The following is a 26930-nucleotide window of genomic DNA, read 5'->3' as shown; positions in this document are numbered from 1 at the left end:
ATCCTGAGAGGTCACCATGTATCCTGAGCAGCAGAACATCAACGCCTACGAGTGCATCCGGGTGTCCCTGGCCAGCCCGGACAAGATGCGCTCCTGGTCCAAGGGCGAAGTCACCAAGCCCGAGACCATCAACTACCGCAGCCTGAAGCCCGAGCGCGACGGCCTCTTCTGCGCCCGCATCTTCGGCCCCGTGAACGACTGGGAATGCCTCTGCGGGAAGTACAAGCGGCAGAAGTTCAAGGGCGTCACCTGCGACAAGTGCGGCGTCGAAGTCACCAAGAAGTCCGTGCGCCGCGAGCGCATGGGCCACATCGCGCTGGCCAGCCCGGTCAGCCACGTGTGGTTCTTCAAGGGCGTGCCCAGCCGCATCGGCTACCTGCTGGACATCCCCCTGAAGGATCTGGAGCGCGTGCTCTACTTCGAGGCCTATGCCGTCACCGAATCCGGCGGCACCCCCCTCAAGGAAGGCGAGATCCTCAACGAGGACAAGTTCCGCGAGGCCCGCAGCATCCACGGTGAAGGCTTCAAGGCCCAGATGGGCGCCGAGGCCATCAAGGAACTGCTGAAGCAGGTGGACATCGAGGCGCTCACCATCGAGCTCCGCGACCTGATGAAGAAGGAAACCTCCAGCCAGAAGCGCAGCAAGGTCGCCAAGCGCCTCAAGGTGGCCGAGTCCTTCCATCGCTCCGGCAACAAGCCCGAGTGGATGATCCTCGACGTGGTGCCCGTGCTGCCCCCCGAGCTGCGCCCCCTGGTGCCCCTCGACGGCGGCCGCTTCGCCACCTCCGACCTGAACGACCTCTACCGCCGCGTCATCAACCGCAACAACCGCCTCAAGAAGCTCCTGGAACTCAAGGCCCCCGATGTCATCGTGCGCAACGAGAAGCGCATGCTGCAGGAGGCTGTGGACGCGCTCTTCGAGAACGGCAAGCGCGGCCGCCTCCTGCGCGGCGTCAGCAACCGCCCCCTCAAGTCCCTCAGCGACGCCCTCAAGGGCAAGCAGGGCCGGTTCCGCCAGAACCTGCTCGGCAAGCGCGTGGACTACTCGGGCCGCTCCGTCATCGTGGTGGGCCCCGACCTCAAGCTGCACCAGTGCGGCCTGCCCAAGAAGATGGCGCTGGAACTCTTCAAGCCCTTCATCTTCAATCGGCTCGAGCACAAGGGTTTCGCCGCCACCATCCGCCAGGCCAAGGAAATGGTCGAAGAAGGCCGTCCTGAAGTCTGGGATGTGCTGGAAGAGGTCATCAAGGACCACCCGGTCCTGCTGAACCGCGCCCCGACCCTGCATCGCCTCGGCATCCAGGCCTTCCAGCCTGTGCTGGTCGAAGGCAAGGCCATCCGCCTGCATCCCCTGGTCTGCACCGCCTTCAACGCCGACTTCGACGGCGACCAGATGGCCGTGCACGTCCCCCTCAGCCCCATGGCCCAGATCGAGGCCAAGGTGCTGATGATGTCCACCCAGAACATCCTCAACCCCGCCAACGGCCGCCCCAACGTGGTGCCCAGTCAGGACATCGTCCTCGGCGGCTACTACCTCACCAAGAAGCGGCTCAACCGCAAGGGCGAGGGCATGGTCTTCGGCAACGTCAATGACGTGGTCGCCGCCCATCAGGCCGGCGTGGTCGATACCCACGCCATCATCCAGCTCCGCTACACCGGCGAATGGGTGGATACCGAGGCCTGGCACGCGAAGGATCCCAAGAAGAACTCCGAACAGGAAGTCTTCGAGGCCCCCGCCGAGACCGTGAAGAACCAGATCAAGACCACCACCGTGGGCCGCGTGCTCTTCAACCGCGCCCTGCCCGCCGAGCTGCCCTTCATCAACGGCCTGCTCAAGAAGGAGGGCCTGCTCTCCCTCGTGAACCGCGCCTACAAGCTCAACGGCCCCGAAGTCACCATCCGCATGCTCGACGCGATGAAGGACACCGGGTTCATGTGGGCCATGAAGGCCGGCGTGTCCGTGGGCATCGACGATCTCGTCGTGCCTGACACCAAGGCCAAGCTGCTCAAGAAGGCCACCGAGGATGTCCGCGCCATCGAGAAGGAGGCCTATGAGGGCCGCCTCGACTCGTCCACGCGTTACAACCGCATCCTGGAAGTCTGGGGCAAGACCAGCGACCAGGTGGCCAGCGACATGATGAAGGAACTGGAGAAGCGGAACGAGAACGACACGTTCCTCAACTCCATCTACATCCTGGCCGATTCCGGCGCCCGTGGTTCCAAGACGCAGATCCGCCAGGTCGCCGGCATGCGTGGCCTCATGGCCAAGCCCAGCGGCGACATCATCGAGACGCCCATCACCGCGAACTTCAAGGAAGGCCTCTCCGTTCTGCAGTACTTCATCTCGACCCATGGTGCCCGTAAGGGATTGGCGGACACCGCGTTGAAGACGGCCGACTCCGGCTACCTCACCCGCAAGCTGGTGGATGTGGCCCAGGACGTCATCGTCAACGAGGACGACTGCGAAACCCTCGGCGGCATCGAGGTCGAGGCCATCGTCAACAGCGACGGCACCATCCGCTCCCGCCTGCGCGACCGCATCATGGGCCGCGTCTGCCTCGAGGACATCGTGGATCCCTACGATCCCACGATCGTGCGGGCCCCCGCGGGCACCCTCATTTCCGAAGAATTGGCCTTCAAGATCGAGACCAGCGGCATCGCCAAGGTCAAGATCCGCTCCACCCTCACCTGCGAAGCCCGCCGCGGTATCTGCGCCAAGTGCTATGGCCTGAACCTCAGCACCGGCCGCCTGGTGGATCTGGGCGAGGCCGTGGGCGTCATCGCCGCGCAGTCCATCGGCGAACCCGGCACCCAGCTCACCATGCGTACCTTCCACGTGGGCGGCGCCGCGAGCCGCACCTCCGAGAAGAGCACCCACGAGGCCCAGATCGCCGGCATCGTCCGGTATGAAGGCCTCGATGGCCGCACCGTCGTCAACCGCAAGGACGAGACCGTGGCCCTCACCCGCAACGGCTACCTCCTGGTGACCGACACGGACGGCAACGAGCGCGAGCGCTACAAGATCACCTCCGGCGCCATCCTGAAGGTCAAGGACAAGGAGGCCGTCGAGCCCCGCACTGTGCTCGCCGAGTGGGATCCCTACAACGACGTGCTGCTCACTGAAGTGGGCGGTGTCGCGGACTTCAAGGAATTCGAAGTCAACGTCTCGTACCAGGAAGAAAAGGATCCGATCTCCGGCAACTTCCGCAAGAAGGTCATTGATCCCACCGACGACAAGATCCACCCCCACATCAACGTCAAGGGGGACAACCACAAGGTGCTCAAGCGCTACAACATCCCCACCGGCGCCTACATCGAAGTGGAAGAGGGCCAGGAACTGCTGCCCGGCGACGTCATCGCCAAGACCAGCCGCCAGCAGGCCAAGACCAGCGACATCACGGGCGGCCTGCCGCGCGTCACCGAGCTGTTCGAAGGCCGCAAGCCCAAGGAACCAGCCATCATCAGCGAAGTCACCGGCATCGCGAAGTACGGCAACCGCGTCCGCGGCAACCAGAAGGTCATCGTCGAGGCGGAGACCGGGGAGAAGGGTGAATACCTCATCCCCCGCGGCAAGCACATCCAGGTGCAGGACGGCGATGAGATCCGCGCCGGCGAGAAGCTCACCGAGGGCGCCGTCAGCCCCCATGATCTGCTCAAGGTCCAGGGCGACCGTGCCCTCCAGGCCTTCCTCGTCAACGAAGTGCAGGAGGTCTACCGGGCCCAGGGCGTGGTCATCAACGACAAGCACATCGAAGTGATCATCCGCCAGATGATGCGCTGGGTCCTGATCACCGACGTGGGCGACACCCCGCTCATCGTCGAGGAGAAGGTGGACAAGCACCGCTTCAAGGAGATCAACGAGCAGGCCCTCAAGGATGGCGGCACCCCCGCCACCTGCGAGCCCCTGCTGCTCGGCATCACCAAGGCCGCGCTCACCTCCGAGAGCTTCATCTCCGCCGCCAGCTTCCAGGAGACCACCCGCGTCCTCACCGAGGCCGCGCTGGAAGGCCGCGTGGACTACCTCCGCGGGCTCAAGGAGAACGTCATCCTGGGCCGGCTCATCCCCGCCGGCACCGGCATGGTCCACTACCGCAACCTGGAGATTGAGGAGGGCGAGTACCCCGAGCCCACCCCGAACGAGTTCCAGGGCGGCGAGGACTTCGACGACGAATACGCCCGCATGGCGCAGCACGTCGAAGAGCTCCAGGGCATGACCGAGATCGACGGCGAAGACCTGTAGCCGCAATCTTCACAGCACCAGCAAGGGCGGGAGCGATCCCGCCCTTGCTTTTGTGTCTGTCAGCACAGGCCATAAGGGGCGGTCTCTAGGGAGATTCTGATAATCTATGCGCTTATGCCCGTCCTGCCTGAACCCCCGGTCCTGAACCTCAAGTCCAGCCTGAAGAAGCCGCTCCGGTGGGCCTTTGTGGCGGGTTTACTGACGGCCCTCATCAGCCTTTTCATGCCGAACTACTACAAGTCCGAGGCCCGGCTTCTGCCGGTGGATGCTTCGGTCACAGGCAACTTGGGCAGCCTCGCCGCCGCCGCCGCGGCATTCGGAGTCGGCATCGGTGGTTCGGGCGGCAGCGATGCCAACTTCGTGGACATCCTGAACAGCCGCTGGCTGGGGGAGAATCTGCTCAAGTCCGAGTTCCGCTTCCAGGTCCGGTCCTGGCGGTTCGGTTCCGAGAAGCTTCATCAGGAGACGCTCTACACCTATCTAGATGAAAAAAATACAGATAGAGCGCTCAAATCGCTCGACAAGATCCTGAACGCGACCAAGGATCTCAAGTCCAGTGTCATCACGCTCAGCGCCGAGACCAACTCTCCCGAGTTGTCCCAGCAAATCGTCCGCCGCGCCACGGACTTGCTCAATCAGTTCGTGATTCAGAACAGTCGGACGCGGGGGAGCGAGAAAGCCTCCTTCGCTGAAGCCCGTCTGGGGGATGCCCGCAAGGAGATGGATCAGGTCGAAGCCGCGTTCCGCGTATTCCTGGAATCCAACCGCAATTATCAAATGAGTGCCGATCCAGCGGTACGCCTCCGAGGCGCCCGCCTGGAAGCAGAACTCAATCTTCGCCGACAGCTTGTCAGCACTCTTGCCATGAACAGGGAGCAGGCCCTCCTCGATGCCAAGAACGATATCCCAATCCTCAATGTGTTGGATCCAGGTAACCTACCCATCGAGAAGAGCAAACCGTCCAGATCTGTGATCGTCTTGTTGGTCACTTTCCTTGTGGGGGCGGGCAGGTGGGCATGGCTCAACCGTGAGTGGGTGCGGGCGCGGCTCCTAGCTGATGAAGTTAAAACCTTAACCCCTGTCCAGGAGTAATCATGAAGGGCGTTGTTCTCGCCGGGGGCACAGGCTCCCGTCTCTTCCCGCTGACCAAGGTGACCAACAAGCACCTGCTGCCGGTGGGGATGGCTCCCATGATCTGGCACCCGCTGTGGAAGCTCCGCGAGGCGGGGATCAAGGAGATCCTCATCGTCACCGGCACCGAGCACATGGGTGACGTGGTGGCACTGATGGGCTCCGGCAAGGATTTCGGCTGCCGCTTCACCTACAAGGTGCAGGACGAGGCCGGGGGCATCGCCCAGGCCCTGGGGCTGGCGGAGAACTTCGCGGGCGGCTCACCCGTCTGCGTGATCCTGGGCGATAACATCTTCCAGGACAGCCTGCAGCCCGAGGTCGCGGCCTTTGAGCAGCAGGGGCAGGGGGCCCGCATCCTCCTGAAGCCCGTGGAGGATCCCCAGCGCTATGGCGTGGCCGAGGTGAAGGATGGCAAGGTGTTGGGCATCGAGGAGAAGCCCAAGCAGCCGAAGTCGAACCTCTCCGTGACCGGCATCTACTTCTACGACGCCACCGTGTTCGACATCATCCGCACCGTGCGGCCGTCGGGCCGCGGCGAGATGGAGATCACCGACGTGAACAACGCCTACATCGCCAAAGGCCAGCTGAGCTTCGGCACCTTCCAGGGCTGGTGGACGGATGCCGGCACCTTCCCGAGCCTGGCCCACGCCAACGAGCTGGCCCTGGGCGAACCCACGCCCTTCCCCCAGGCCAACGGGAGGGACTAGGCATGGCATTCCAGAAAGGCCCCATCGAGGGCGTGGTGATCACGCCCTTCCGCAAGTTCGTGGACGAGCGCGGCTGGCTGGCGGAAATCTTCCGGCATGACGAGCTGCCCGCCCGGTTCCGGCCCGAAATGGCCTATGTGAGCGTCACGAACCCCGGCGTGCTGCGCGGGCCCCACGAGCACGTCGACCAGGCCGACCTCTTCTGCTGGGTGGGTCCTGGCGACTTCAAGCTCACCCTCTGGGATAACCGCCCGGACAGCCCCACTTACCGGAACCGCATGGAACTGGCCATGGGTGCCAACAACCCTGGTTCCGCCATCATCCCCAAGGGCGTGGTCCACTGCTACCGCTGCATCAGCGCCGAGCCCGGCTTCGTCATCAACTGCCCCGATCGGCTGTTCATGGGCAAGGGCAAAGCCGAACCCATCGACGAGATCCGCCACGAAGACGACCCCGAGAACCCGTTCGTGCAGGACGAGCGCGCACGAAGAGCAAGCCTGTGATAATGGGTTCTAATAACTACAATGAAAAAAGAAATTAGCCACCGATGAACACTGATGAACACCGATAAATACTGATAAGGCTATTTTGGTTGTCTTCCTTCTTTTATCTTTTGCGGTGTTCATCGGTGTTTATCGGTGGTTCCTTTCAGTTTTGTCAACAAAGTCAGCTGGCACGACATTGCTGAAACGTGCGTGCCAGCGTTCAATCGCTCTTATTTAAGGAAGCCTCTGTGGCAATCATGGATTCCCAGACCCCAGGGAGTGGCGCGAACTACGAACACGACCCTCTGTCGGAGGCTGTCATCAAGTGTGCCTTCACGGTGGCGAATGCGCTGGGCTCTGGATTTCTGGAGAAGGTCTACGAGAATGCCCTCGCCCACGAGCTCCGGAAGACGGGCCTGAAGGTCGAGCAGCAAGTGGGAATCACAGTGCATTACGACGGCACAGTGGTGGGCGACTATGTGACAGATCTGAAGGTCGAGGGGCGCCTTCTGATCGAGCTGAAGGCATGCAAGGCGCTGGAAGACATTCATGTAGCCCAATGCCTGAACTACCTCAAAGCCACCGGAATCCACACCTGCCTGCTCATCAACTTCGGCACCCCCAAACTCCAGATCCGAAGGCTCTCCCTATGAAGCCCTCCAGCCACCGACACAAACCAACGAACACCGCAAGCAAACCGCACAATAGAATGAGAACCAGATGCACTGCTTTCATCAGTGTTCATCAGTGTTCATCGGTGGCCAAAAGTCCTTTTGCAAGCCACCGATACACACCGATAAACACCGCAAGCCAACCACATAAAAGAGCAAGAACACAGCGCACCTATTTTATCGGTGTCCATCGGTGTTCATCGGTGGCCAAAAGTTCTTTTTCAAGCCACCGATACACACCGATAAACACCGCAAGCCAACCGCATAAAAGAGCAAGAACAAAGCGTACTTCTTTTATCGGTGTCCATCGGTGTTCATCGGCGGCCAAAAGCTCATTTTCAAGCCACCGATACACACCGATAAACACCGCAAGCCAACCGCATAAAAGAGCAAGAACACAGCGCACCTATTTTATCGGTGTCCATCATTGTCCATCGGTGGCCAAAAGTTCTTTTTCAAGCCACCGATACACAGCGATAAACACCGCAAACCAACCGCATAAAAGAGTAAGAACAAAGCGTGCTTCTTTTATCGGTGTCCATCGGTGTTCATCGGTGGCTTCTTCCCTCTTTCTTTCAGTGACCGCTCTTTCTTTCGGTGGCTTGTCATGAAGGTCCTCGTCACGGGCGCCTCTGGCCAGCTGGCCCATGCCATTCGCCTGATCTGGAGGGAGCACGACCTGGTCCTGCCCGAGGAATCCGTGTTGGACCTGAGCCAGCAAACCGCCATTCAGTCGGTGGTTTCCACGGTTCGCCCTGATGTGGTGGTCAACTGCGGCGCCTTCACCCAGGTGGATCGCTGCGAATCCGAAGCGGACCTGGCCCACCTCATCAACGCCACCGCCGTGGGCTGGCTGGCGGAGGCCTGCGAGGAGCAGGGGGCCATGCTCATCCAGATCAGCACGGATTACGTCTTCGACGGCATGGGCACCCGCCCCTACCGGGAGGACGACCCCACGAATCCGGTGTCGGTCTACGGCCGCACCAAGCTCGAAGGCGAGCGCCAGGCCGCCCGCTGTTCCCGGCACTTCATCGCCCGCACCAGCTGGCTCTACGATGCCTGGGGCAAGAACTTCCTCAACACCATGCTGAACGCCGCCGCCCAGGGCCGGCCCCTGCGCGTGGTGGCCGACCAGCGGGGCGCCCCCACCACCTGCCGGGCCCTGGCCCGCCAGCTCCAGGTGGCCGCCGAGCAGGGCTGGCAGGGCCTCGTCCACACCACCTGCGCCGGCGAGACCACTTGGCACGGCTTCGCCCAGGCGATCTTCGCCGCCAAGGGCCTCGCCGCCGACCTCAGCCCCTGCACCACCGCCGACTACCCCACCCCCGCCCGCCGACCCGCCTACTCCGTGCTGGATGGCGCCCACCGCCGCACCCTCGGCCCCGACCTCATGCCCGACTGGCACGAGGCCCTTCTTGAAGTCCTTGAAGAAGGAACCACCGATGGACACAGATAAAAAGTCTTTCATCGGTGTTCATCGGTGGTTTCAAATCGCTTTCCCTTGGCATTCCACGGCAAAAAAGAGGAGCCACCGATGCCCACCGATGAACACCGATAAAAATGAAAGCATTCATCTGTGGCTCCCATAGCCTTTCATCTTTTGTGAGATTCCATGTCTGAAACCATCCTCATCACCGGCGGCGCGGGCTTCATCGGCAGCAACCTGGTGCATCGCTGGCACCGCAACCACCCCGGGGACCGTATCCTCGTGCTGGACAAGCTCACCTACGCGGCCGATCCCAAGCAGATCGAAGGCCTCGAGGGCGTGGAGCTGGTGGTGGGCGACATCCAGAACCTGGAGTTGGCGCGCCACCTCCTCGAGAAGCATGGCGTCACCAAGGTCTTCCACCTGGCGGCGGAAAGCCATGTGGACCGCAGCATCACCGGCCCCGCGGCCTTCATCCAGACCAACCTGGGCGGCACCTTCGCCATGCTGGAGGCCGCCCGCCAGGCCTGGGCCGGGCAGCCGGATTGCCGCTTCCTCCACATCAGCACCGACGAGGTCTACGGCTCCCTGGGCGCGACCGGCAAGTTCCACGAGGCCATGGCCTACGCCCCCAACAGCCCCTACAGCGCCAGCAAGGCCGGCAGCGACCACCTGGTGCGGGCCTACCACCACACCTACGGCCTGAACGTGGTGACGACCAACTGCTCCAACAACTACGGCCCGCGCCAGCACCCCGAGAAGCTCATCCCCCTCGCCATCACCCGCCTGGCCAAGGGCGAGCCCATCCCCATCTACGGCGACGGCCTGAACGTGCGTGATTGGCTCTTCGTGGAAGACCACTGTGCGGCTTTGGAAACCGTCATGCTGAAGGGGGTGGCTGGCGAGACCTACTGCGTGGGTGGCGACAATGAGCAGACCAACCTCGCCCTGGTGGACCTCCTCTGCGACTTGGTGGACCAGCACCTGGGCCGTCCCCAGGGCACCAGCCGCAATCTGAAGACCTTCGTCCTAGACCGCGCCGGGCATGACCGCCGGTACGCCATTGATGCGGGGAAGATCCGGTCAGAACTCGGCTGGTCTGCAACGGTCACATTCCCAGAGGGTTTGGCAGAGACTGTCCGTTGGTACCTGGGGGCCATGGCGGCGACCATGGTTCCGCGGCCATGAGTGGGTTGGAGTCCCGCGAGATGTCTGGAGTGGACAATATGAATCGACCCATTTATGTAACGCGTCCATATCTTCCACCACTGGAAGAATTAATCCCTTCGCTTCAACAGATATGGGACAACAAGGTTCTGACCAATGGAGGTCCTTTCCATCAACAGCTCGAAACCGCTCTCTGTAGCTACCTCGGTGTGACTCATGTCTCGCTCTTCACCAACGCTACGATCGCTTTGGTCACCGCGTTACAGGCCCTTCGTGTTACTGGCGAGGTCATCACAACACCATATTCTTTCGTGGCGACTTCTCACTCCCTGCTCTGGAACGGCATTCGGCCCGTATTCGTGGATATTGATCCCGACACGCTGAATCTAAATCCGGACCTCATCGAATCGGCCATCACGCCTCACACTACCGCCATCATGCCGGTTCATTGTTATGGCCACCCTTGTGACACCGGGGCCATCCAACGCATCGCGGATAACTACAATCTCAAAGTGATTTACGATGCGGCCCATGCCTTCGGCGTGGAAGACGATGAGGGAAGCATCCTGCGCCACGGCGACCTGTCCATTCTTAGTTTCCATGCAACCAAGGTCTTTAATACCTTCGAGGGCGGGGCCATAGTCTGCCCAGATGCTAGGAGCAAGACTCGAATCGACCAGTTGAAGAATTTTGGCTATGTGGACGAGGTCACCGTGGTGGCACCTGGCATTAATGGGAAGATGAGTGAATTCAACGCCGCATTGGGATTACATCAGTTAAATTACGTCGGCCGGGCTATCGAAGAACGCAGAGTCATCGACCGGGCTTACCGGGAGCGATTGCATCGAATCCGAGGGATCCGCTGTTTGGACACTACCGGAGAACGAGTGCCGAACTATTCGTATTTCCCTATCCTTGTGGAAGCTGACTACCCCGTCAGCCGCGATGATCTTTACTCAGGCCTAAAGGCCCTCAACATACATCCTCGGCGTTACTTCTACCCACTGATTTCCAATTTCCCGATGTATAAGAGCTTATCCTCCGCCCATCCGAATAACCTTCCTGTTGCAAACTCAGCAGCGCAGAAAGTACTTTGCCTACCTATCTTTCCAGGCTTAGAAATGTCAGTCCTTGAAGAAATCACCGATTTTATTGCGACCCGTTGAGCGACATTATGAAAGGTGATTCAATACACAATCAGGAGAAATTAAGAGTTGCCATAATGCAGCCCTACTTTTTACCCTACATCGGGTACTTCCAGTTAATCGAAGCAGTGGATCTGTTTGTCATTTACGATAACATCAAGTACACAAAGAAGGGATGGATTAATCGTAATAGGTTCCTTGTAAGCGGAGAGGCTGCTGATTTCGCCATCCCGATTAAGAAAGAAAGCGATTCCCTAGATGTGAGAGATCGGCATATTGCGGAGGATTTTGATCGCAAAAAGTTGCTCAATCGGCTTCGCGAGGCGTACCGTAAGGCACCACATTTTGCCGAGATATTTCCTCTCATTGAGGGCTTGATTAATTATTCAGAATCCAATCTTTTTGGATTTATTTATCATTCGGTGGAAGAGATCTGCCGAATAACTGGAATTCATACACGAATAATTCCATCATCTACACTAAATATAGATCATACTTTAAAATCCCAAGATAAGGTGCTGGCAATCTGTAAGCATTTGGGGGCTACCACATATATAAACTCCATCGGAGGTAGACAATTATATTCCCGAGAGGCCTTCTTTGCCGAGGGCGTCGATCTCCAATTCATCCAGACTCTCTCGATCGAATATCCGCAGTTCGGGCAACAGTTTGTTCCATGGCTGTCAATTTTAGATGTCTTGATGTTTAATGAGCCTGAGAAATTAAAGAAACTTCTGACTCGGTACGATTTTATTCAATAGGGAGTCAACGGTTGTTCCACTGGAAAAAACGAAGGAATGTAGTTGGTCAGAAGGTTGTCGTAAGACAACCGGGAGTCAAGGGGATTCAATCAAGGGGCCACCACATCGGTCTCCTTAAAATCGTTTACGATATGTATTGATTGCTATCTCTCCTTGGGCGAATCCGAGGTGTATTCGGGCTGATGGTGCTGGAGTATATTCAATGACCCTCGAATTCAGATCTGGGCGAGCCACGGATGCAGACATACTTTCGCATCTCAGAGAGTGTGATGCGTCCTTCTCCTCGGCCCTTAGCGCGCGCGTAGATCTCACGAGTTACGCTGAAAAGATCAGGAAGCATGCTGTAACCTTCGAAGCATGGGATGGGACTCGGCTCGTGGGCCTAGTCGCAGCCTATTTTAATGACAAACAGTCAGCAATTGGATTTATAACTTCAGTAAGCATCGTTCCTGATTGGGTGGGAAGAGGGGTGGCGCGAGTGTTAATGGCTTCAGCCCTAGATTACGCACGAACCAATCAGTTTTTCAGAGTTAATCTCCAGGTAGAAGAAGGCAATTATGTCGCCTTGAGTCTCTACCGCAAGATGGGATTTGAGAATCAGAACTGTGAGGATGGCTTGGTGAACATGACCTGGGTGAGGCCCAAAAAATAGGAGTGAATGAGAAAATGCAATACATCAAGCTAAGTATATGAATGTATTATAGATATAAATTGATCGGATAACTAGAAATTTCTGCTATCTTCCATTTTGTGTCACACATTCCCTCCCGGAGGGATAGATCTTGGATATTGGGCACGGCCGAGAAACAAAACCCATGCTCCCCTGGGGAAACAAGACAAGATTCATCTGGCGGTCTTCATTGGCCTGAAATAACCCAATTTTATTCCATTCTGTCGCGAGCGTGTGCTGATGTCCCTCAAAAAAAATGTCGTCGCTAACTATATTGGCCAGTTCTACTTGACTGTCATTGGTATTGTTATGGTTCCAGTTTATGTAAAATATATGGGGGCCGAAGCATACGGTTTGGTTGGATTCTTCACGCTAATGCAGTCTTGGTTTCAGCTGCTGGATGTCGGACTCACCCCCACCTTGGTGCGGGAGACAGCTCGGTTCCAAGGGGGGGCGGTAGATGCACTTGGACTGCGGCGTCTGCTTCGGGCCCTTGAGGGATTTTTCATCGCCATTGCCTTTATCGGCGGCCTCTTTCTAGCGCTCGAGTCGGGTCACATCGCTCGTGGCTGGTTAAAGGTTCAACATTTATCATTAATTGAGGTTCAGCAATCCATTGTGCTTATGGCCATTATTGTGGCTCTTCGTTGGATCTGCGGGTTATATAGAGGGGCCATCAATGGATTCGAACGCCTGGTATGGCTCAATAGTTTTAATGTCATTATTGCTAGCGCACGATTCTTATTGGTGATCCTCGTATTTCGCTGGGTGGGGACGCGTCCAGTTCATTTTTTCGGGTTTCAGCTTTTGGTGGCTGGGGTAGAAGTCGTAACGCTTATATCCAAGACTTACCGATTGCTTCCTGCGTCAAATTGCGCGCCATTGGTCCCCTGGGACTGGAAACCGTTAAGGGCTAGCCTCGGTTTCTCGCTGAGTATTGCTTTCACTGGTTCGATATGGGTATTTGTAACTCAGACGGACAAGTTGGTGCTTTCAAAGTTGCTTCCACTAACCGAATACGCCTATTTCTCTTTGGCAATTCTAGTGGCAAGTGGAATCCTAGTGGTCATCGGGCCGGTAAGCGGGGTTCTCCTCCCCCGGCTAGCCCGTCTGGTTGCGGAGGGGGATGAGGGAGAGTTGGTGGCTCTTTATCGCCGCGGCACTCAGGCCGTAGCCGTAGCTGCCGTGCCAGCAGCCTTGATGCTGGCGTTTTTCCCCGAACAGGTGTTGTGGGCCTGGACGGGGCGCCCCGACATAGCCCATCAGGCTGCGCCTGTGCTGCGCCTCTACGCCCTAGGGAATGGGTTTATGGCTTTGGCCGCCTTCCCTTACTACATCCAGTTCGCCAAAGGTGACCTGAAACTACACCTGCTAGGAAACATAATGTTCGTAGTTGTTCTGATCCCTAGCCTCATATGGGCTGTTGGGCTCCACGGTGCCACGGGGGCAGGGTGGGTATGGCTTGGTTCGAATATCTTATCCTTTCTGCTGTGGACGCCCGTGGTACATCATAGGTTCCTAAAGGATATCCATGCATTATGGCTCCTAACGGACATCGTTCCGATTGTGGCTGGGCCTTTGGTCCTCGGCTATATTTTGCATGGGATGGTGATTTGGCCGGGGGGCCGATCGACGGCGTTGCTGGTCGCCATCGTTCTTGGTTCCGGCCTGCTGGTGACAGCTCTGCTAGGGTCATCCTATTTCAGAGCACGAGTTAAAGATCTATGGATTAGGCATACAACAGGCGTTCCTCCAGATTTGAAACCCAATTGAACGGGTTGATAATTAAAAACCGGATAAGGCTGTAAATTAAATAAAAATAAAGACGATATATATAATTCAATGCGACATATTTGATCGGGTCGACATGATACATTGTGACTTGTGGTTCCGTTTAATTGTGAGGATAATGTTTTTTGTGGGCGGTCTCGATATATGAATCACGGTATGAATAATTCATTGCCTGTCGTTTCTGTATGTGTGGTCACATACAATCAGGCAGCTTACATCGAAAAATGTTTACTGAGTGTCCTAGGGCAAGAGGTCGATTTCCCTATAGAGATACTTGTAGGGGATGATGCATCTACCGATGAGACTCGTCATATTATTGAGCGTATCGTTAATCGATTTCCAGATAGGCTACGTGTAATCACGGCAGCTAAAAATCAAGGAGCTAGCGCAAATTATCAGCAATTAGTGCGAATTACTAAGGGAGAATTTATTGCCCACCTCGATGGAGATGACTATTGGTTGGCAGGGAAACTGGCTGCTCAGGTGTCTTTTCTGAAGAGCCACGAGGACTGCGCGGCTGTGTACTCGAATGCGATTGCCGTGAATGAGCAAGGGGAGACCATCGGGCGGTTCTTTGATGAATCTCCCGCGATCATCGACCTAGGATACCTTCTCAGAAGAGGCAATTATTTGCCGCACTGTTCGCTAGTATATCGATCAATGCACCGCAACATTGTGATAGATGCAAATCCTCCATTTTTGGATTATTCACTACATTTAGGATTCGGTCGCTGCGGTCAATTGGCAGTCCTATCGCAGCCCTATGCCGTCTACAGAGTGGGCGCACCCCTGTCAGCAGTGGCCACTCAAACGGCTCTCACCCTTCGACTCTATTGGAATGCCATTGAGGGCTGTAACGGTATAGCGAACGAAAAAAGTATACATCGCGCCAAGGCACGATTTTTGAGTGGGTGTTTTGCCTATCTTAGCCACAAGAAACCAGGGATTTCAGTCATCCAGTGGATTCGCACAGTCCTGAAAAGCTTACCAAATAAGAAAATCAGATTGCTTGCATTCGCGATTTTTGCTGTCGTAGGTCGTAAAATCTCCCAAATCATTGACAGCCTCAAACAACCAAAAGGCCAACGTATTTTATATCGAACCCCCCGTCCGTAGCACGTATATAGTTCACCTCAAACGACATATCTTAAGAGGTATATCTGTTACCCTACTATATTGTCCTATTCCCAATTTGCATTCTGCTGATGTTTTTTCGGTACTCCCCTTGGCGTGTACAATATCGGGTGGCAGTCATCAGTATCATTATGGTCACTATTTTTGCTGGAATACGAGGGTATGTTGGCACCGATACCTATTCTTATCATATGATGTTTCGTAATGCAGAAGAAGAATCTCTATTAAATTTGGTCTGGAGCACTGAAGTATTATTTGCAGTTTTTATTAAACTTATAACCTTCGCAACAAGTAATTCATTCATATTTTTGGCATTAATTGCAGCGCTACAGGGAGTTATTTTAATTAAATTAATTAACAGAACAAAACATCCAGCGGAATTTATGGCGCTCTATATATCTTTGTTTTATTTGAACTTTCAGTTCAATATTCTTAGAGGCGGGACTGCAATTCTATTGTTGATTCTCGCTAGTAAATTATTTTATGAAAAAAATGCAAGACCCTTTTATTTAGTTGGATTGGTGGCTGTTACCACGCATTATTCAGCAATCATTGGATTATTCCCTATGTTATTAAACAAAGGAGAGGGCTTTTTAAGGAAAGTATTGATTTTTGCTTTCTCTATAATGGCGGGATTTGGGTTATATATGCTAATCGTAAATAGTAGTGTCTTGAGTGGTAAATATCTATTTCTCTTAGCTTCAATCTCTAGCTCTGAAGTTGTTCCCTATGGACTGGGGCTATTTGCGAAGATTTTGATCTATATTATTATTTTTGCCTGTGTGGTGAATCGAGTCAACAGGTTCACGCTGACGCCGGTTTTCATCGTGTTGATTAGTTTGATGATCGCGACAATTCGATTCAGTGTGGTGGACCGGATCGAAGTAATTGTGAATGCTTTATTTGTTTTTTGGGCATTGGAAGTTGATTCAGCAGGGATCAAAAGGGAGATCCGTAATATTTCGATAGTTGCCTTGGTTGCTTTGGGATTGTATTCTAGTATTTTTAAAATTGCAATGACTAGTGATAAAGATATGGCTAGGGGTGCTATATTGCTTGATGAGGCTCACGCTCGGTCGCCATTCAACCCCTACCGGTTCTTCTGGGAAGAAAAATAAACATAAGTTAATGACATCATCGTATTTTAGTGAATAGCCCGAAGTGCGTTGTTTCTGATGGTGTAAAATCTTAATCTTCGAGGTGCAAATTCAATGGATAATCTTGATATTGTGATCGTCAACTGGAATTCTGGGCAGCAGCTTCAGGAATGTCTTGATTCCATCCTACAATATGGGCAGTGCTCGACTGGCCATATTATTATTGTCGATAATGGCTCAATCGATGATTCCGCATCCCGGGTAGAAGAGATTCCTACGGTTACACTTATTCGAGCCGGAACCAATTTGGGTTTTGCTCGCGCCTGCAATATGGGAGCATTACATTCGTGCAGTGAATTTTTGCTTTTCCTCAATCCTGACACACGGTTGCTCCCTGGTTCACTGGGTAAAGTGATTGAATTTGCGAGAGCGCCTGAAAACAGGAAGGTTGGCATTTTCGGTGTACAGCTAGTGGATGAGGATGGGCATATCACAAGCAGTTGCTCCCGGTTCCCTTCTGTCAGTGGTTTTATTGCACATGCAACGGGACTGAATCGAATCTTTCCAGGACTAGGTCATTCTATGAAGGAGTGGGATCACCTCACTACTCAGCGCGTGGACCAGGTCATGGGCGCATATTTCCTGGTCCGTCGAGATCTTTTTAAAGCCATTGGAGGCTTCGACGAACAATTTTTTGTGTATTTTGAAGAAGTCGATTTTTCATATAGGGCGATGCAACTAGGATGGTTTAGCACCTATTTTTCAGGGGCACAGGTCTTTCATGCTGGTGGTGGGACCTCAAAGCAAATCAAGGCAAAACGCCTTTTTTATTCGCTGCGCAGTCGAATTCTCTATGTATTCAAGCATTTTAATATCTTTGGGGCAATAACCGTGGGATTAGTTACCTTGTTGATTGAACCAGTGTCACGATCCATGCTGGGCATGAGGAGACATTCGATTTCTTCCGTAAAGGAAACCTGGGAAGCATACGGTATGTTATTGCGGTGGCTATTTCGGCGGATATTAGTTAAGAAAACGGACTGATTTTCAACCTTCAATTGTAAAATGGATGTAAATAATTAACGCTAATGGAATATATTAAGATTTGGAGCGAATTGCTTTATTGATGCCTCGGCCCTCGGGCTGGGGTGTGATAGTCGAAGAGTGCCTTCGATAAAATTGCCCCCCGACACCTTACCCTCTAGGCCGATTATAGCCCGAGGTCGAGAATCATTCATTTCACAGTTAATAAATTTAATATTCCCAATATGTCTAATTATTGAATCTTTACTTAATTTAATTATAATGGGCGAAGTTGAAAGATGTTCGCCGTTATTTTCAAAGCGACAATTTTCGAATTGAAACAGTGCTCCTTTGTCGGATTTATCCATAATCAGTAGCCCAGTTCCTCTTGAATTTGCGATTTGGCAATCAATAAAGTTCAGCAGGCCATTTGGGCCATAATCACTAATGCCCCCGATCGCAACACCAGGCCCGAAATTACTTTCGATGTGGCAACGTCGGAGCTCAATCGAGATTTTTGGGCTACTAGATGAAAGCCTTCCTAGATATGCCAATACGCCAAATCCCTGGTTCGTGCTAAAATAACAATCACTAATTAAACAATTATAAAGGAAATCCGTAGGTTTATTTGGTTCAAAATCAATTCCAGCTGCTGGCGGCGTACCATTTGTATTTTGGAATATACAATGTACGATCTGAAGATTTTTTACACTAACGACGGAAATTCCTTGGCGTAAATTGTTATTGCTCGTCACATCCTTGATTAATACGCTTTCACAATAGCCTCGGTCTAGTGACGCCCCACCGAGGTAGATACCGTCTCCGCCGCTGTCCTGGATCAATATTCCAGTAACTTCTATATTGTTACAACCATCAAAAGAGAGTGCATGGCGCCATTCTCCTTTCACATAGGGAGTGTGTATATAGTCATATTTTCGCATTTTTAGAATAGATCCGTATCCATGAATCTGGATGTTGCTTTGCCGAACAGCCCGGAACAGGCAGTCATTCGTGCCCATGAAAAGGCCACTCTTTGCGATGATCACCACTCCTGGTTCTATAAATAATTCCAAGTTTCCCCTTAGTGTGATCGGACCTACTATCCATGGCTTGCCGGTATTTGAGACGATTACTTTCTTTGCCTTGGAATCTATGGCCTGCTGTAAGGCACGCGTGGCGTCGTTCTCATCAAAGCCCCACCAGACTGCGTTGGCTATTTGCAGCTCACCGTTGGCTACTTTGGCCACTTTCCCGGGCTCTTGTTTAGTAATTGTTTCAGAAAAAGGGGTAATTTGAGAGAATGCCTGGACAGTTCCAAAGGCCACAACCAAGACTGCGAACCATTTCGAGACCTGCGTTTTCATGGTCTACTCCATTTAGTTGCCTTGGTTCTAAAGGGCATCGGTTATGAAGAACTTTGATCATCAAAAACAATGGTCGCTTTGATTTATTGAAGGTTAATGGACGTCAATATTATTATCAACCATCATTATCTACGTTCGGTCCGATAAGGTCTCGGAAGGGCTTTAATTTAACTATTAATCAATGAAGATAGCAATGCTTCTAATTTAGGAGCTACCGCCTGAATTGTGTAATTCGAGACTAGGCAGCGCCTGCCTTGGATCCCCATGCTTGTCCGAAGACGCCCATCCATTGCGAGGGCAAGAATGCTTTTCTCCCATTCTTGAGGTGACCCTGCCAAGAATCCATTAACCCCTTGATCGACCAAGTCACAATTCGCTCCTATGGGCGAGGCCACAACGGGCAATCCTGCCCCCATGTACTGCAGGAGTTTAAACCCGCACTTTCCCCAAGACCAGGGTGTATCTGGAAGCGGCATTACACCAATATCGCAGTCGGCGAGATCAGCCACCTCAGTAGCCTGGGTCCATTGGACACTGCGGACTGGTACTCCCGGTATACTGAAATTTGCGGACCCACCGATCACCACTAATTCAATGGCAATCTGCCGATGCACTCTAGCCAGTGCATCGGATATTTCGTAAAGGTAAGACTCGTTGAGCGTGGATCCAATCCAGCCAATCCGGATGGGACCTGCTGATTGAGGCTCTGAGTTTACCGGTTCTGGATAGCGATCCAAGTCGACTACAGTCGGAAGGATCTCGACTCGTCGAGCTCCGGCAGTCCATGCTCGTTCGGCTAGATATGTATTTCCTGCTATCACAAGATTGGACGAAGCCATGATGCGATCAATCCTGTGCCCAAGAAGCCTGCGGACAAGGGGCGAGTGGTGTTGGTCGTAACGGTGGAAGATGGCATCGTCATAATCGACGGCGAAAGGATACCCCAACCTTGCGAGGATCCGCTCTGGCAAGGAGGATACCCAAGGCAGGCTCTCCTTCTCAATCCACAAGGCGTCATATCGCCCAGAAGTTGCTAAATCCTTGCATCGGGCAGCGAGCCTGGGAATGATACGGCCCATCCCCCATCTGCGGTCCGCATAAAGGTCTTTTACATAGGCTTCGCCAAGGAATGGACGAACCGTTATATCCCACCCATGGTCACGAAGGTAGGGCAGGAATTGGTAGGTGCGGTAACGGCTACTGGGACCTACCTCGCTGTACCGTGGCAATGCGAGCAGGCGATGCATAAAATAAATCCTTTGTTTTAAAATGATACCGAAGAAGGGGACCGATCCAGAGGGTGAAATGATATCTGGATTTTGCTAATACGGCCCCATCGACATTGAACCTACTGAGTACACGAATAATCCTTATCCTTCCATGGGCTCGGGGCGGTAGAGGGGCCGGGACTTGATGGACGATGGTGTGAAGGCCTGGTGAGCTTTGTCTTATGAGTTGAGGGCATTGGTACCGTCTCATTCACTACAGAGTAAGGATAGGGTAACGCTGCAAGGCGGTCCAAGTGCGAATTCATGGCTCAAGATGATGAGAGAAGGCACTTGGCTTTTTGGGCTAATATTCGCCCATTGGTCCAAACTGCCATCCGCGTATGTGAATGCTTCGCTGACCATCATGGGACGTTTAGGTGATGACATGCCCGGCCGCCGATCGCACCTAGTCTTTTGCACGATAACACTGTCCGATTTTAAAATTCAATAAATATAGCTTTCTATGGTATAATATTCAAATTATACCCTAGGTCTTTAGGTGACGATTTAGGTAGATGAAACAAGCAATCCATACCTAGTTGGAGCGAAAGCCTGAAATCAAATTGCACTTAGTGTTCGAGGTATTGATTGCTCTTTAGCCATGCGTGGTAACGAGAAAGACCATCCATCAGCAGCGTTTTAGGTGCCATGCCTAGTAGCTTGGTCGCCTTGGATGCGTCTGCCCAGGTGGCAGGTACATCACCAGGCTGAGCAGGTTCAAAGCGAATATCGAGCTTGCGATCCGATACCTCACCTATGGCTTTCACCATCTCCAGTACCGTTACCGTATGCGCACCACCTAGGTTGATAATCTCGTGTTGAAAGCGACGGTCTAGTGCTGCAGTCAAGCCGTCTACAATATCCTCGACGTAGGTGAAATCACGTTTAGCAGACCCATCACCATAAATCGTAATTGGAGTGCCATCAAAGGCGGCCCGGAAGAACTTGGCAATAGCCATCTCTGGGCGTTGCCGAGGCCCGTAAACTGTGAAGAAGCGCAGAGAACAGGTGTCAAGGCTGTAAGTTTGGTGATAACTGAAACAAAGTAGTTCGCCGGCCCGCTTGGTGATCGCATATGGACTAATTGGGCAATCAACAGGATTGTCCTCGCGCCAAGGCAGGAGAGGGCTGATGCCGTAAACAGAAGATGATGAAGCAAATACAAAATATGGTTTGCCATGCCTGACGGAGGCTTCCAGCAAATTCAACAAGCCCATGACATTGGCTGCTTCGTAAAGAGCTGGGTGTTTAAGGCTGGGACGAACACCAGCCCTGGCAGCGAGATGGATAACTGCATCAAAGTGATTATTGTGAAATAGCTTCTCAATTAGATCTTCGTCGCGAATATCGCCCTCAATAAGAGTAAATCCTCTTAGAGTCTGGGCCCTAGCGATGTTTCTTCGCTTAATGGTGGGGTCATAGTAGTCGTTGAAATCATCGAGACCTACCACCTCATCTCCTCGATCAAGAAGACGCTCGACGGTATGAGATCCAATGAACCCAGCCGCCCCAGTGACGAGGATTTTCATAAATTACTCCAGAGTAGAATTGGGTACTCAGCCTACCATGAGGTCCCGATAAATTTGAAGGGTACGTTTTATCACTGATTCTTCTGAAAATTCTGTTTCCACTAGGGTTCTACCCTGCACTCCCATGGTAATCATTTGGTCTGAATTCTTCAGTAGTTTTCGGATAGCGTCTGCTAACGCTTGAGAATCTTTTGGCTGTACCGTGAATCCATTGACACCGTCAAGAACAATTTCTCGGCAACCAGGATGGTCAGTAGCAATTAGAGGTAGACCACAAGCTGCAGCCTCAATAAGTGATCTTGGAACACCTTCCCCATAAGCAGTCGGGAGCACCATAAATGACGCCCCACGGTAAATTTGCACCATGTCCTCGACATGGCCAAGGAATTCAAGGTATGGTCGTTCTGATGAAATTTTTTTAATATCAGATATTTGAAGACTACTCGGATTACCCGCATCTGCCGATCCTGCAATCCGAAAGCGTAATGAGGGATGAGTTTTATGTAACTGTTCTGCGGCAGATATAAAAGTGAGGATTCCTTTGTCCTTCAACAAGCGCCCAACAAACAGAGCGACCGGTGGATCGGGCGAAATGAGAGCTGGTGTGAAGCGTGCTGTATTTACTCCGGATCCGCGAATTAGCGCGGCGGTGCAGGGATCAACACCAAGTTCCTTGACGGCCAGCTGGAGATCGTCTGGATTCTGGAAGATTACCCTTTGGCGATGGCCCGAAAGGCTGCGGCGAAGTAGACCTTTGATTACAGGACGGATCAGGGCGCCCTTCATCGTGTCACCGCGAAACACGGAACCCATGCCCGCGAGAGCATTAACCAGGGCAGGAATCCCTTCGGCTCTTGCCGCCCGGGTTCCCCATACCACAGATTTTAAGGTGAAATTGTGCAGGAGATCTGGTCGAGTTTCATGTAGGACCTGGCGGACGCGCTGAAGAAGTTTCCATTCAGCAATAGGGTCTGTGCCCTGACGCTCAAGTGGTGTCTCAAACCAACGGAACCCCATCGCCTCAAGTCGTGGGCGGTAAGGGCCATCTGGGCAAAGACAATGAATCTCAGCCCCAAATGTTTGTTTGGCCGCTTGAGCCAATGGGGCGCGAAAGTTGAACAAATACCAGTCAGAGTTGGCGAAGTACGAGATGGTTTTCAACGTGTGAGCAACCTTGTCAGAGGCAGTGATGCCGGTTTGAACCATCTAGTATGCCCTTGGCACATGCGATACGGATCACTATTCCCGGAACCCACTAATCCAGCCTTTGAAGTAAGTTGGGAAGTCATGGGATCGTTGTGTATTACAATAAAATTCTCACTCTAAGAAGTATTCTATGAAAATCAACTAGTAATAACACAAACTAGATGTACGAAATCTATTCGTATCACTATGAATCGATTTGCTGCAAACAGTAAACAGGGGGCCAAAGCCCCCTGTTTGTGATTTAAACTGTAAAATTAATCCTTAGCGCCGGGGCCTCGGGCGACGCTCGCGGCGGGGCTCTTCGCCACCTTCGCTGGCGGGCTCTTCTTCCATGCCTTCGGGCTTGGGGATGAGGGCCTTGCGGCTGAGCTTGATCTTGCCGCTCTTCTCGTCGATGCCGATGCACTTGACCATGACTTCCTGGCCTTCGGTCAGCTCATCGGCGGGCTCCTTCACGCGGTGATGGGCGATCTCGCTGACGTGCAGCAGGCCGTCCAGGCCGGGGAGGATGGTGACGAAGGCGCCGAACTCGACCACCTTGGCGACCTTGCCCAGGTAGGTCTTGCCAACCTCGGCGGTCTGGATGAGGTCGCCGATCATCTTGAGGGCGATCTGCAGCTTCTCCTGGGTGGGGCCGGCGACCTGGCAGAGGCCGTCGTCGTCGATGTTCACCTCGCAGCCGCTCACCTCGATGATGTTGCGGATGGTGGCGCCGCCCTTGCCGATGACGTCGCGGATCTTCTCCTTGGGGAGCTGGATGCTGTGCATCTGGGGGGCGTTGCTGGCGAACTCGGCGCGCGGGGCGGCGAGCACCTGGCCCATGAGATCCAGCAGGTGCAGGCGGCCGGCCTTGGCCTGATCGAGGGCCTTGGTGAGGATCTCGGTGGTGATGCCGCCGATCTTGATGTCCATCTGGAGGGCGGTGATGCCCTTCTCGGTGCCGGCGACCTTGAAGTCCATGTCGCCGTAGTGGTCTTCCTGGCCGGCGATGTCGGACAGCACCACGAACTTGTCGCCGTCGCTGACGAGGCCCATGGCCACGCCCGCCACCGGGGACTTGAGCTTGATGCCGGCATCCATCAGGGCGAGGGTGCCGCCGCAGATGGTGGCCATGCTGGACGAGCCGTTGCTCTCGGTGATGTCAGACACCACGCGCACGGTGTAGGGGTTCTCCTCGGGGGTGGGGAACACGGCGAAGAGGCTGCGCTCGGCCAGCATGCCGTGGCCGATCTCGCGGCGGCCGGGCCCGCGGTTGGGCTTGCACTCGCCCACGCTGTAGCCGGGGAAGTTGTAGTGGAGGTAGAACTTCTTCTTGTACTCCTCCTCCAGCCCGTCGATGATCTGGGTGTTGTTGATGGTGCCCAGGGTGGTGGTGACCAGGGCCTGAGTTTCGCCGCGGGTGAAGAGGCAGCTGCCGTGGGCCGCGGGCAGGACGCCGATCTCGATGTTCAGGGGGCGGATCTGGTCGAACTTGCGGCCGTCCAGGCGCACGCCCTGCTTGAGGATGGCGTTGCGGAAGAGGGTCTCCTTCAGCTCGTCGAAGCAGGCGACCAGATCCTTCTTCAGCTCGGGCTTCTCGGTGCAGAACTGGGCGACGGCTTCCTTCTTGAGGAGGTCGATGGTCTTGTAGCTCTCGATCTTCACCTTCATGGTCAGCGCCGCGAAGAGCTTCTCGGCGAAGGCGGCGGCGACGTCCTTGTAGAGGGCCTCGTTGCGCTCAGCCTTGGCGGCGGCGACCTTGGGCTTGCCCACCTTGGCCTGCAGATCCTTCTGCAGCTTCACGAGGGTCTTGATCTGCTCATGGCCGAAGGCGAGGGCCTTCACCATGTCGGCTTCCAGCACTTCCTTGGCGCCGCACTCCACCATCACCAGGGCGTCGGCGGTGCCGGCCACCAGCAGGTCGATGTCGCTGTCGGCGCGCTGCTCGACGGTGGGGTTCACCACCAGCTGGCCATTGACGCGGCCCACGCGGACGCCGCCCACGGGGTTCACGAAGGGGATCTCGCTGATGATGAGGGCCGCGGAGGCGCCCACCATGGCGAGGGTCTCGGGGGCGTGCTGGCCATCGTAGCTGAGCACCTGGGCGGTGATCATGGTGTCGCCGTTGTAGCCCTCTTCGAACAGGGGCCGCAGGGGGCGGTCAATGAGGCGGCTGGTGAGGGTTTCCTTGGTGGTGGGGCGGCCCTCGCGCTTGAACCAGCCGCCGGGGATCTTGCCGGCCGCCAGCACGGGCTCGCGGTAGTCCACGGTGAGGGGGAAGAAGTCGATGCCTTCGCGGGGGGTGCCGTAGCACACGGCCACGAGCACCATGGTGTCGCCCTGGCGGACGACGACGGCGCCGTGGGCCTGCTTGGCGATACGGCCGGTCTCAAGGCTGATGGGCGCGTCGCCCAGGTCCACGGAGACGGTCGTGGGGTTGAATTTCAATGCGTTCATGCAAGCTCCTGGGCCCTCGGGCCCACTGGGCTCCCCTGAGACCGGCTCACGCGTCCGGGTCTCCCGCGATCACTCCATGAAACCCGTCCGCCGAATCCTGAGCCAGGAGGGGGAGGTGGGCTTCCTGCAGAGGTCGCCGCCGAAGGGGAGCAGGTGAAAATCGGCTTGTCAGGATACCACGGGCTGGCCAGACCCGGTCCCGGGGCTTTGATCTGGCAGGCCTGGGCTTAGCCAGGGATTGAGGAGCTCCGGGGGGGCTTGGGAACCATGGAGCCTGGCGGACCTCCGCTGGCGCCGGGGAAGGGTGGGAGGCCTCGCGGGGAAGGAAGCCTCATTTTGTGATACTTGAGTGAGAGGCTAGAATGGGCGGGCCGACCTTCGGACTTGGAAGCGGAGCGACTGCGTCGCCAACCCGCTGTTGAACGACCTTGACGGGATTTAGGATCCCAGGCTTCCAGCACATAAAGATTCATAGAGGATCAACCCATCCCGAGATACCCCGGTCCAAGGGTTCAGACGGAGAACAGACCCTTCCCCCTGCGCAAGGCCAGACATGATCCAGGCACCCTACATCGCGGCATTGACAGCCCTGGCCACGGGCGGGCTCGTGCTGCTGCTTGCCCGGACCATCGGCCCCAAGGGTTGGATGGATGTGCCGACCCACCGCAAGGCCCACGCCCATCCGGTGCCGAGAATCGGCGGGCTGGCCCTGATCCTCGTCCTGCTGGCCGCCAAGGTGCTGGGCGTGCTCTCCCTGGGGCTCTCCTACCTGGAATGGTCCGTGGTGGTGAGCATGGCCACCATCGGGGTGCTGGATGATCGGCTCAACCTGAGGGCCCGCTGGAAGGCCATGGCCGGCATGCTGGTGGCGATCCCCCTGGCCGCGGTGCATACCCGGCAGCTGCTGCAGAGCGGGTTGGACGTGACCCTGTTCGGGATCGACATCCCGGATCACGCCGTCGTCCTCTTCCCGCTGCTGATGCTCTGGTACTGGGGGATTCCCCAGGCCTTCAACCTGATCGACGGGCTCAACGGCCTGTCCCTCGGGTTCTCCTGCGTGCTGCTGGGCGCGCTCAGCCTGGGCCCCGGGTCGCTGCTGGGGGCCGGGTCGGCCCCCCTCTGGGGCGCCCTGCTCGCCCTGCTGCTCCTGAACTACCCCAAGGCCCGGCATTTCATGGGGGACGCGGGTTCCCTGACTCTGGGCAGCCTCTTCGCCGTGCTGGTGATGGAGCGGGCCCTGCCGGTCCATCGCGGCCTGGGTTTCTGGCTCATGGCCTACCCCATTCTGGACGTGACCACGGTGGTGGCCATCCGCCGCTATTCGGGCCGCCCCCTCGGGCAGGCGGACCGGAGCCACCTCCATCACTGGCTGCTGGAGCGCCTGGGTGGCCGGGCGTGGCTGGTGACGCCCCTCCTGTTGGGCTTGGCCGCCCTCCCCATGACCCGCGATCTGCCCTGGGCGCATGCCAAGGCGATCTCGGTGCTGGGGCTCGGCGCGCTGGTCCTCCTCGCCCTCCGGGTGTTCCTGGACAAGGCCATTCTCAACCCCCTCTCCGCTTATGTGCCGCGGAAAGAACCCCGGCACGCGTTCCTGAACGAGCCTTCCGGCGCGCATGCACCGGCCCTCCTGAACCGGACATCAGGCACCCATCCGGCGGCCTGATCGCGTGCTAGCGTAG

At 55.3% G+C, this 26930-nt stretch carries 20 protein-coding genes; 15 read left to right on the top strand and 5 right to left on the bottom strand.

Going from position 1 to position 26930, the window contains the following annotated elements:
• Positions 1-16 precede the first annotated feature (16 nt).
• The 14 genes from rpoC to NOV65_RS07870 all read left to right on the top strand — a co-directional run bounded on the left by rpoC (position 17) and on the right by NOV65_RS07870 (position 17469).
• Positions 17-4240, top strand: a complete 4224-nt coding sequence (gene rpoC / locus NOV65_RS07935) for a DNA-directed RNA polymerase subunit beta' (protein WP_257305605.1) — start codon at positions 17-19, stop codon at positions 4238-4240.
• 114 nt (positions 4241-4354) lie between these two features.
• Entirely contained in the window at positions 4355-5332 is a 978-nt protein-coding gene (locus tag NOV65_RS07930; protein WP_257305604.1) for a GumC domain-containing protein, read from the top strand.
• 2 nt (positions 5333-5334) lie between these two features.
• Positions 5335-6078 carry a sugar phosphate nucleotidyltransferase gene (locus NOV65_RS07925; protein ID WP_257305602.1) on the top strand — a complete coding sequence of 248 codons (744 nt, stop codon included), beginning with the start codon at positions 5335-5337 and terminating at the stop codon, positions 6076-6078.
• A 2-nt stretch (positions 6079-6080) separates the two neighbouring features.
• Positions 6081-6581: a dTDP-4-dehydrorhamnose 3,5-epimerase family protein gene (locus NOV65_RS07920; protein WP_257305600.1), complete on the top strand. Its 501-nt coding sequence runs from the start codon at positions 6081-6083 to the stop codon at positions 6579-6581.
• A 239-nt stretch (positions 6582-6820) separates the two neighbouring features.
• Positions 6821-7216, top strand: a complete 396-nt coding sequence (locus NOV65_RS07915; RefSeq protein ID WP_257305598.1) for a GxxExxY protein — start codon at positions 6821-6823, stop codon at positions 7214-7216.
• A gap of 625 nt (positions 7217-7841) precedes the next feature.
• Positions 7842-8690 (top strand): dTDP-4-dehydrorhamnose reductase, encoded by an 849-nt coding sequence (gene rfbD, locus NOV65_RS07910; protein ID WP_257305596.1) that lies wholly within the window; start codon positions 7842-7844, stop codon positions 8688-8690.
• Positions 8691-8846: 156 nt separating this feature from the next.
• On the top strand, positions 8847-9848 hold the full coding sequence (gene rfbB, locus NOV65_RS07905) for a dTDP-glucose 4,6-dehydratase (protein ID WP_257305594.1): 1002 nt from the start codon (positions 8847-8849) through the stop codon (positions 9846-9848).
• Positions 9849-9886: 38 nt separating this feature from the next.
• Positions 9887-10993: a DegT/DnrJ/EryC1/StrS family aminotransferase gene (locus NOV65_RS07900; RefSeq protein ID WP_257305592.1), complete on the top strand. Its 1107-nt coding sequence runs from the start codon at positions 9887-9889 to the stop codon at positions 10991-10993.
• A gap of 8 nt (positions 10994-11001) precedes the next feature.
• Positions 11002-11733: a WbqC family protein gene (locus NOV65_RS07895; protein WP_257305590.1), complete on the top strand. Its 732-nt coding sequence runs from the start codon at positions 11002-11004 to the stop codon at positions 11731-11733.
• Between the two features lie 202 nt (positions 11734-11935).
• Positions 11936-12385 carry a GNAT family N-acetyltransferase gene (locus tag NOV65_RS07890; RefSeq protein ID WP_257305588.1) on the top strand — a complete coding sequence of 150 codons (450 nt, stop codon included), beginning with the start codon at positions 11936-11938 and terminating at the stop codon, positions 12383-12385.
• Between the two features lie 258 nt (positions 12386-12643).
• Positions 12644-14176: a lipopolysaccharide biosynthesis protein gene (locus NOV65_RS07885; RefSeq protein WP_257305587.1), complete on the top strand. Its 1533-nt coding sequence runs from the start codon at positions 12644-12646 to the stop codon at positions 14174-14176.
• A gap of 162 nt (positions 14177-14338) precedes the next feature.
• Positions 14339-15310 carry a glycosyltransferase gene (locus NOV65_RS07880; RefSeq protein WP_257305585.1) on the top strand — a complete coding sequence of 324 codons (972 nt, stop codon included), beginning with the start codon at positions 14339-14341 and terminating at the stop codon, positions 15308-15310.
• Positions 15311-15438: 128 nt separating this feature from the next.
• Entirely contained in the window at positions 15439-16446 is a 1008-nt protein-coding gene (locus NOV65_RS07875; protein WP_257305584.1) for an EpsG family protein, read from the top strand.
• A gap of 93 nt (positions 16447-16539) precedes the next feature.
• Positions 16540-17469, top strand: a complete 930-nt coding sequence (locus NOV65_RS07870; RefSeq protein ID WP_257305582.1) for a glycosyltransferase family 2 protein — start codon at positions 16540-16542, stop codon at positions 17467-17469.
• A gap of 41 nt (positions 17470-17510) precedes the next feature.
• Here the strand turns inward: NOV65_RS07870 and NOV65_RS07865 are convergent, their stop codons facing one another.
• The 5 genes from NOV65_RS07865 to pnp all read right to left on the bottom strand — a co-directional run bounded on the left by NOV65_RS07865 (position 17511) and on the right by pnp (position 25251).
• Positions 17511-18812 carry a right-handed parallel beta-helix repeat-containing protein gene (locus tag NOV65_RS07865; RefSeq protein WP_257305581.1) on the bottom strand — a complete coding sequence of 434 codons (1302 nt, stop codon included), beginning with the start codon at positions 18810-18812 and terminating at the stop codon, positions 17511-17513.
• Between the two features lie 167 nt (positions 18813-18979).
• Positions 18980-19651 (bottom strand): glycosyltransferase, encoded by a 672-nt coding sequence (locus NOV65_RS15605; protein WP_425250845.1) that lies wholly within the window; start codon positions 19649-19651, stop codon positions 18980-18982.
• A gap of 998 nt (positions 19652-20649) precedes the next feature.
• Positions 20650-21609 (bottom strand): NAD-dependent epimerase/dehydratase family protein, encoded by a 960-nt coding sequence (locus NOV65_RS07860; RefSeq protein WP_257305580.1) that lies wholly within the window; start codon positions 21607-21609, stop codon positions 20650-20652.
• Between the two features lie 27 nt (positions 21610-21636).
• Positions 21637-22815, bottom strand: coding sequence for a glycosyltransferase family 4 protein (locus NOV65_RS07855; protein ID WP_257305579.1), 1179 nt, complete (start codon positions 22813-22815; stop codon positions 21637-21639).
• Positions 22816-23076: 261 nt separating this feature from the next.
• Complete coding sequence (gene pnp / locus NOV65_RS07850; RefSeq protein ID WP_257305577.1) at positions 23077-25251, bottom strand: polyribonucleotide nucleotidyltransferase; 2175 nt, start codon at positions 25249-25251, stop codon at positions 23077-23079.
• A 553-nt stretch (positions 25252-25804) separates the two neighbouring features.
• Here pnp and NOV65_RS07845 point away from each other — a divergent pair.
• Positions 25805-26914, top strand: a complete 1110-nt coding sequence (locus NOV65_RS07845; RefSeq protein ID WP_257305576.1) for a glycosyltransferase family 4 protein — start codon at positions 25805-25807, stop codon at positions 26912-26914.
• The last annotated feature ends 16 nt before the right edge of the window (positions 26915-26930 follow it).

The organism is Geothrix campi, from assembly GCF_024609265.1.
Taxonomy (GTDB): Bacteria; Acidobacteriota; Holophagae; order Holophagales; family Holophagaceae; genus Geothrix; species Geothrix campi.
The sequence above is the reverse complement of the archived record's forward strand: the minus strand, read 5'-3'. Positions and strand labels throughout refer to the sequence as shown.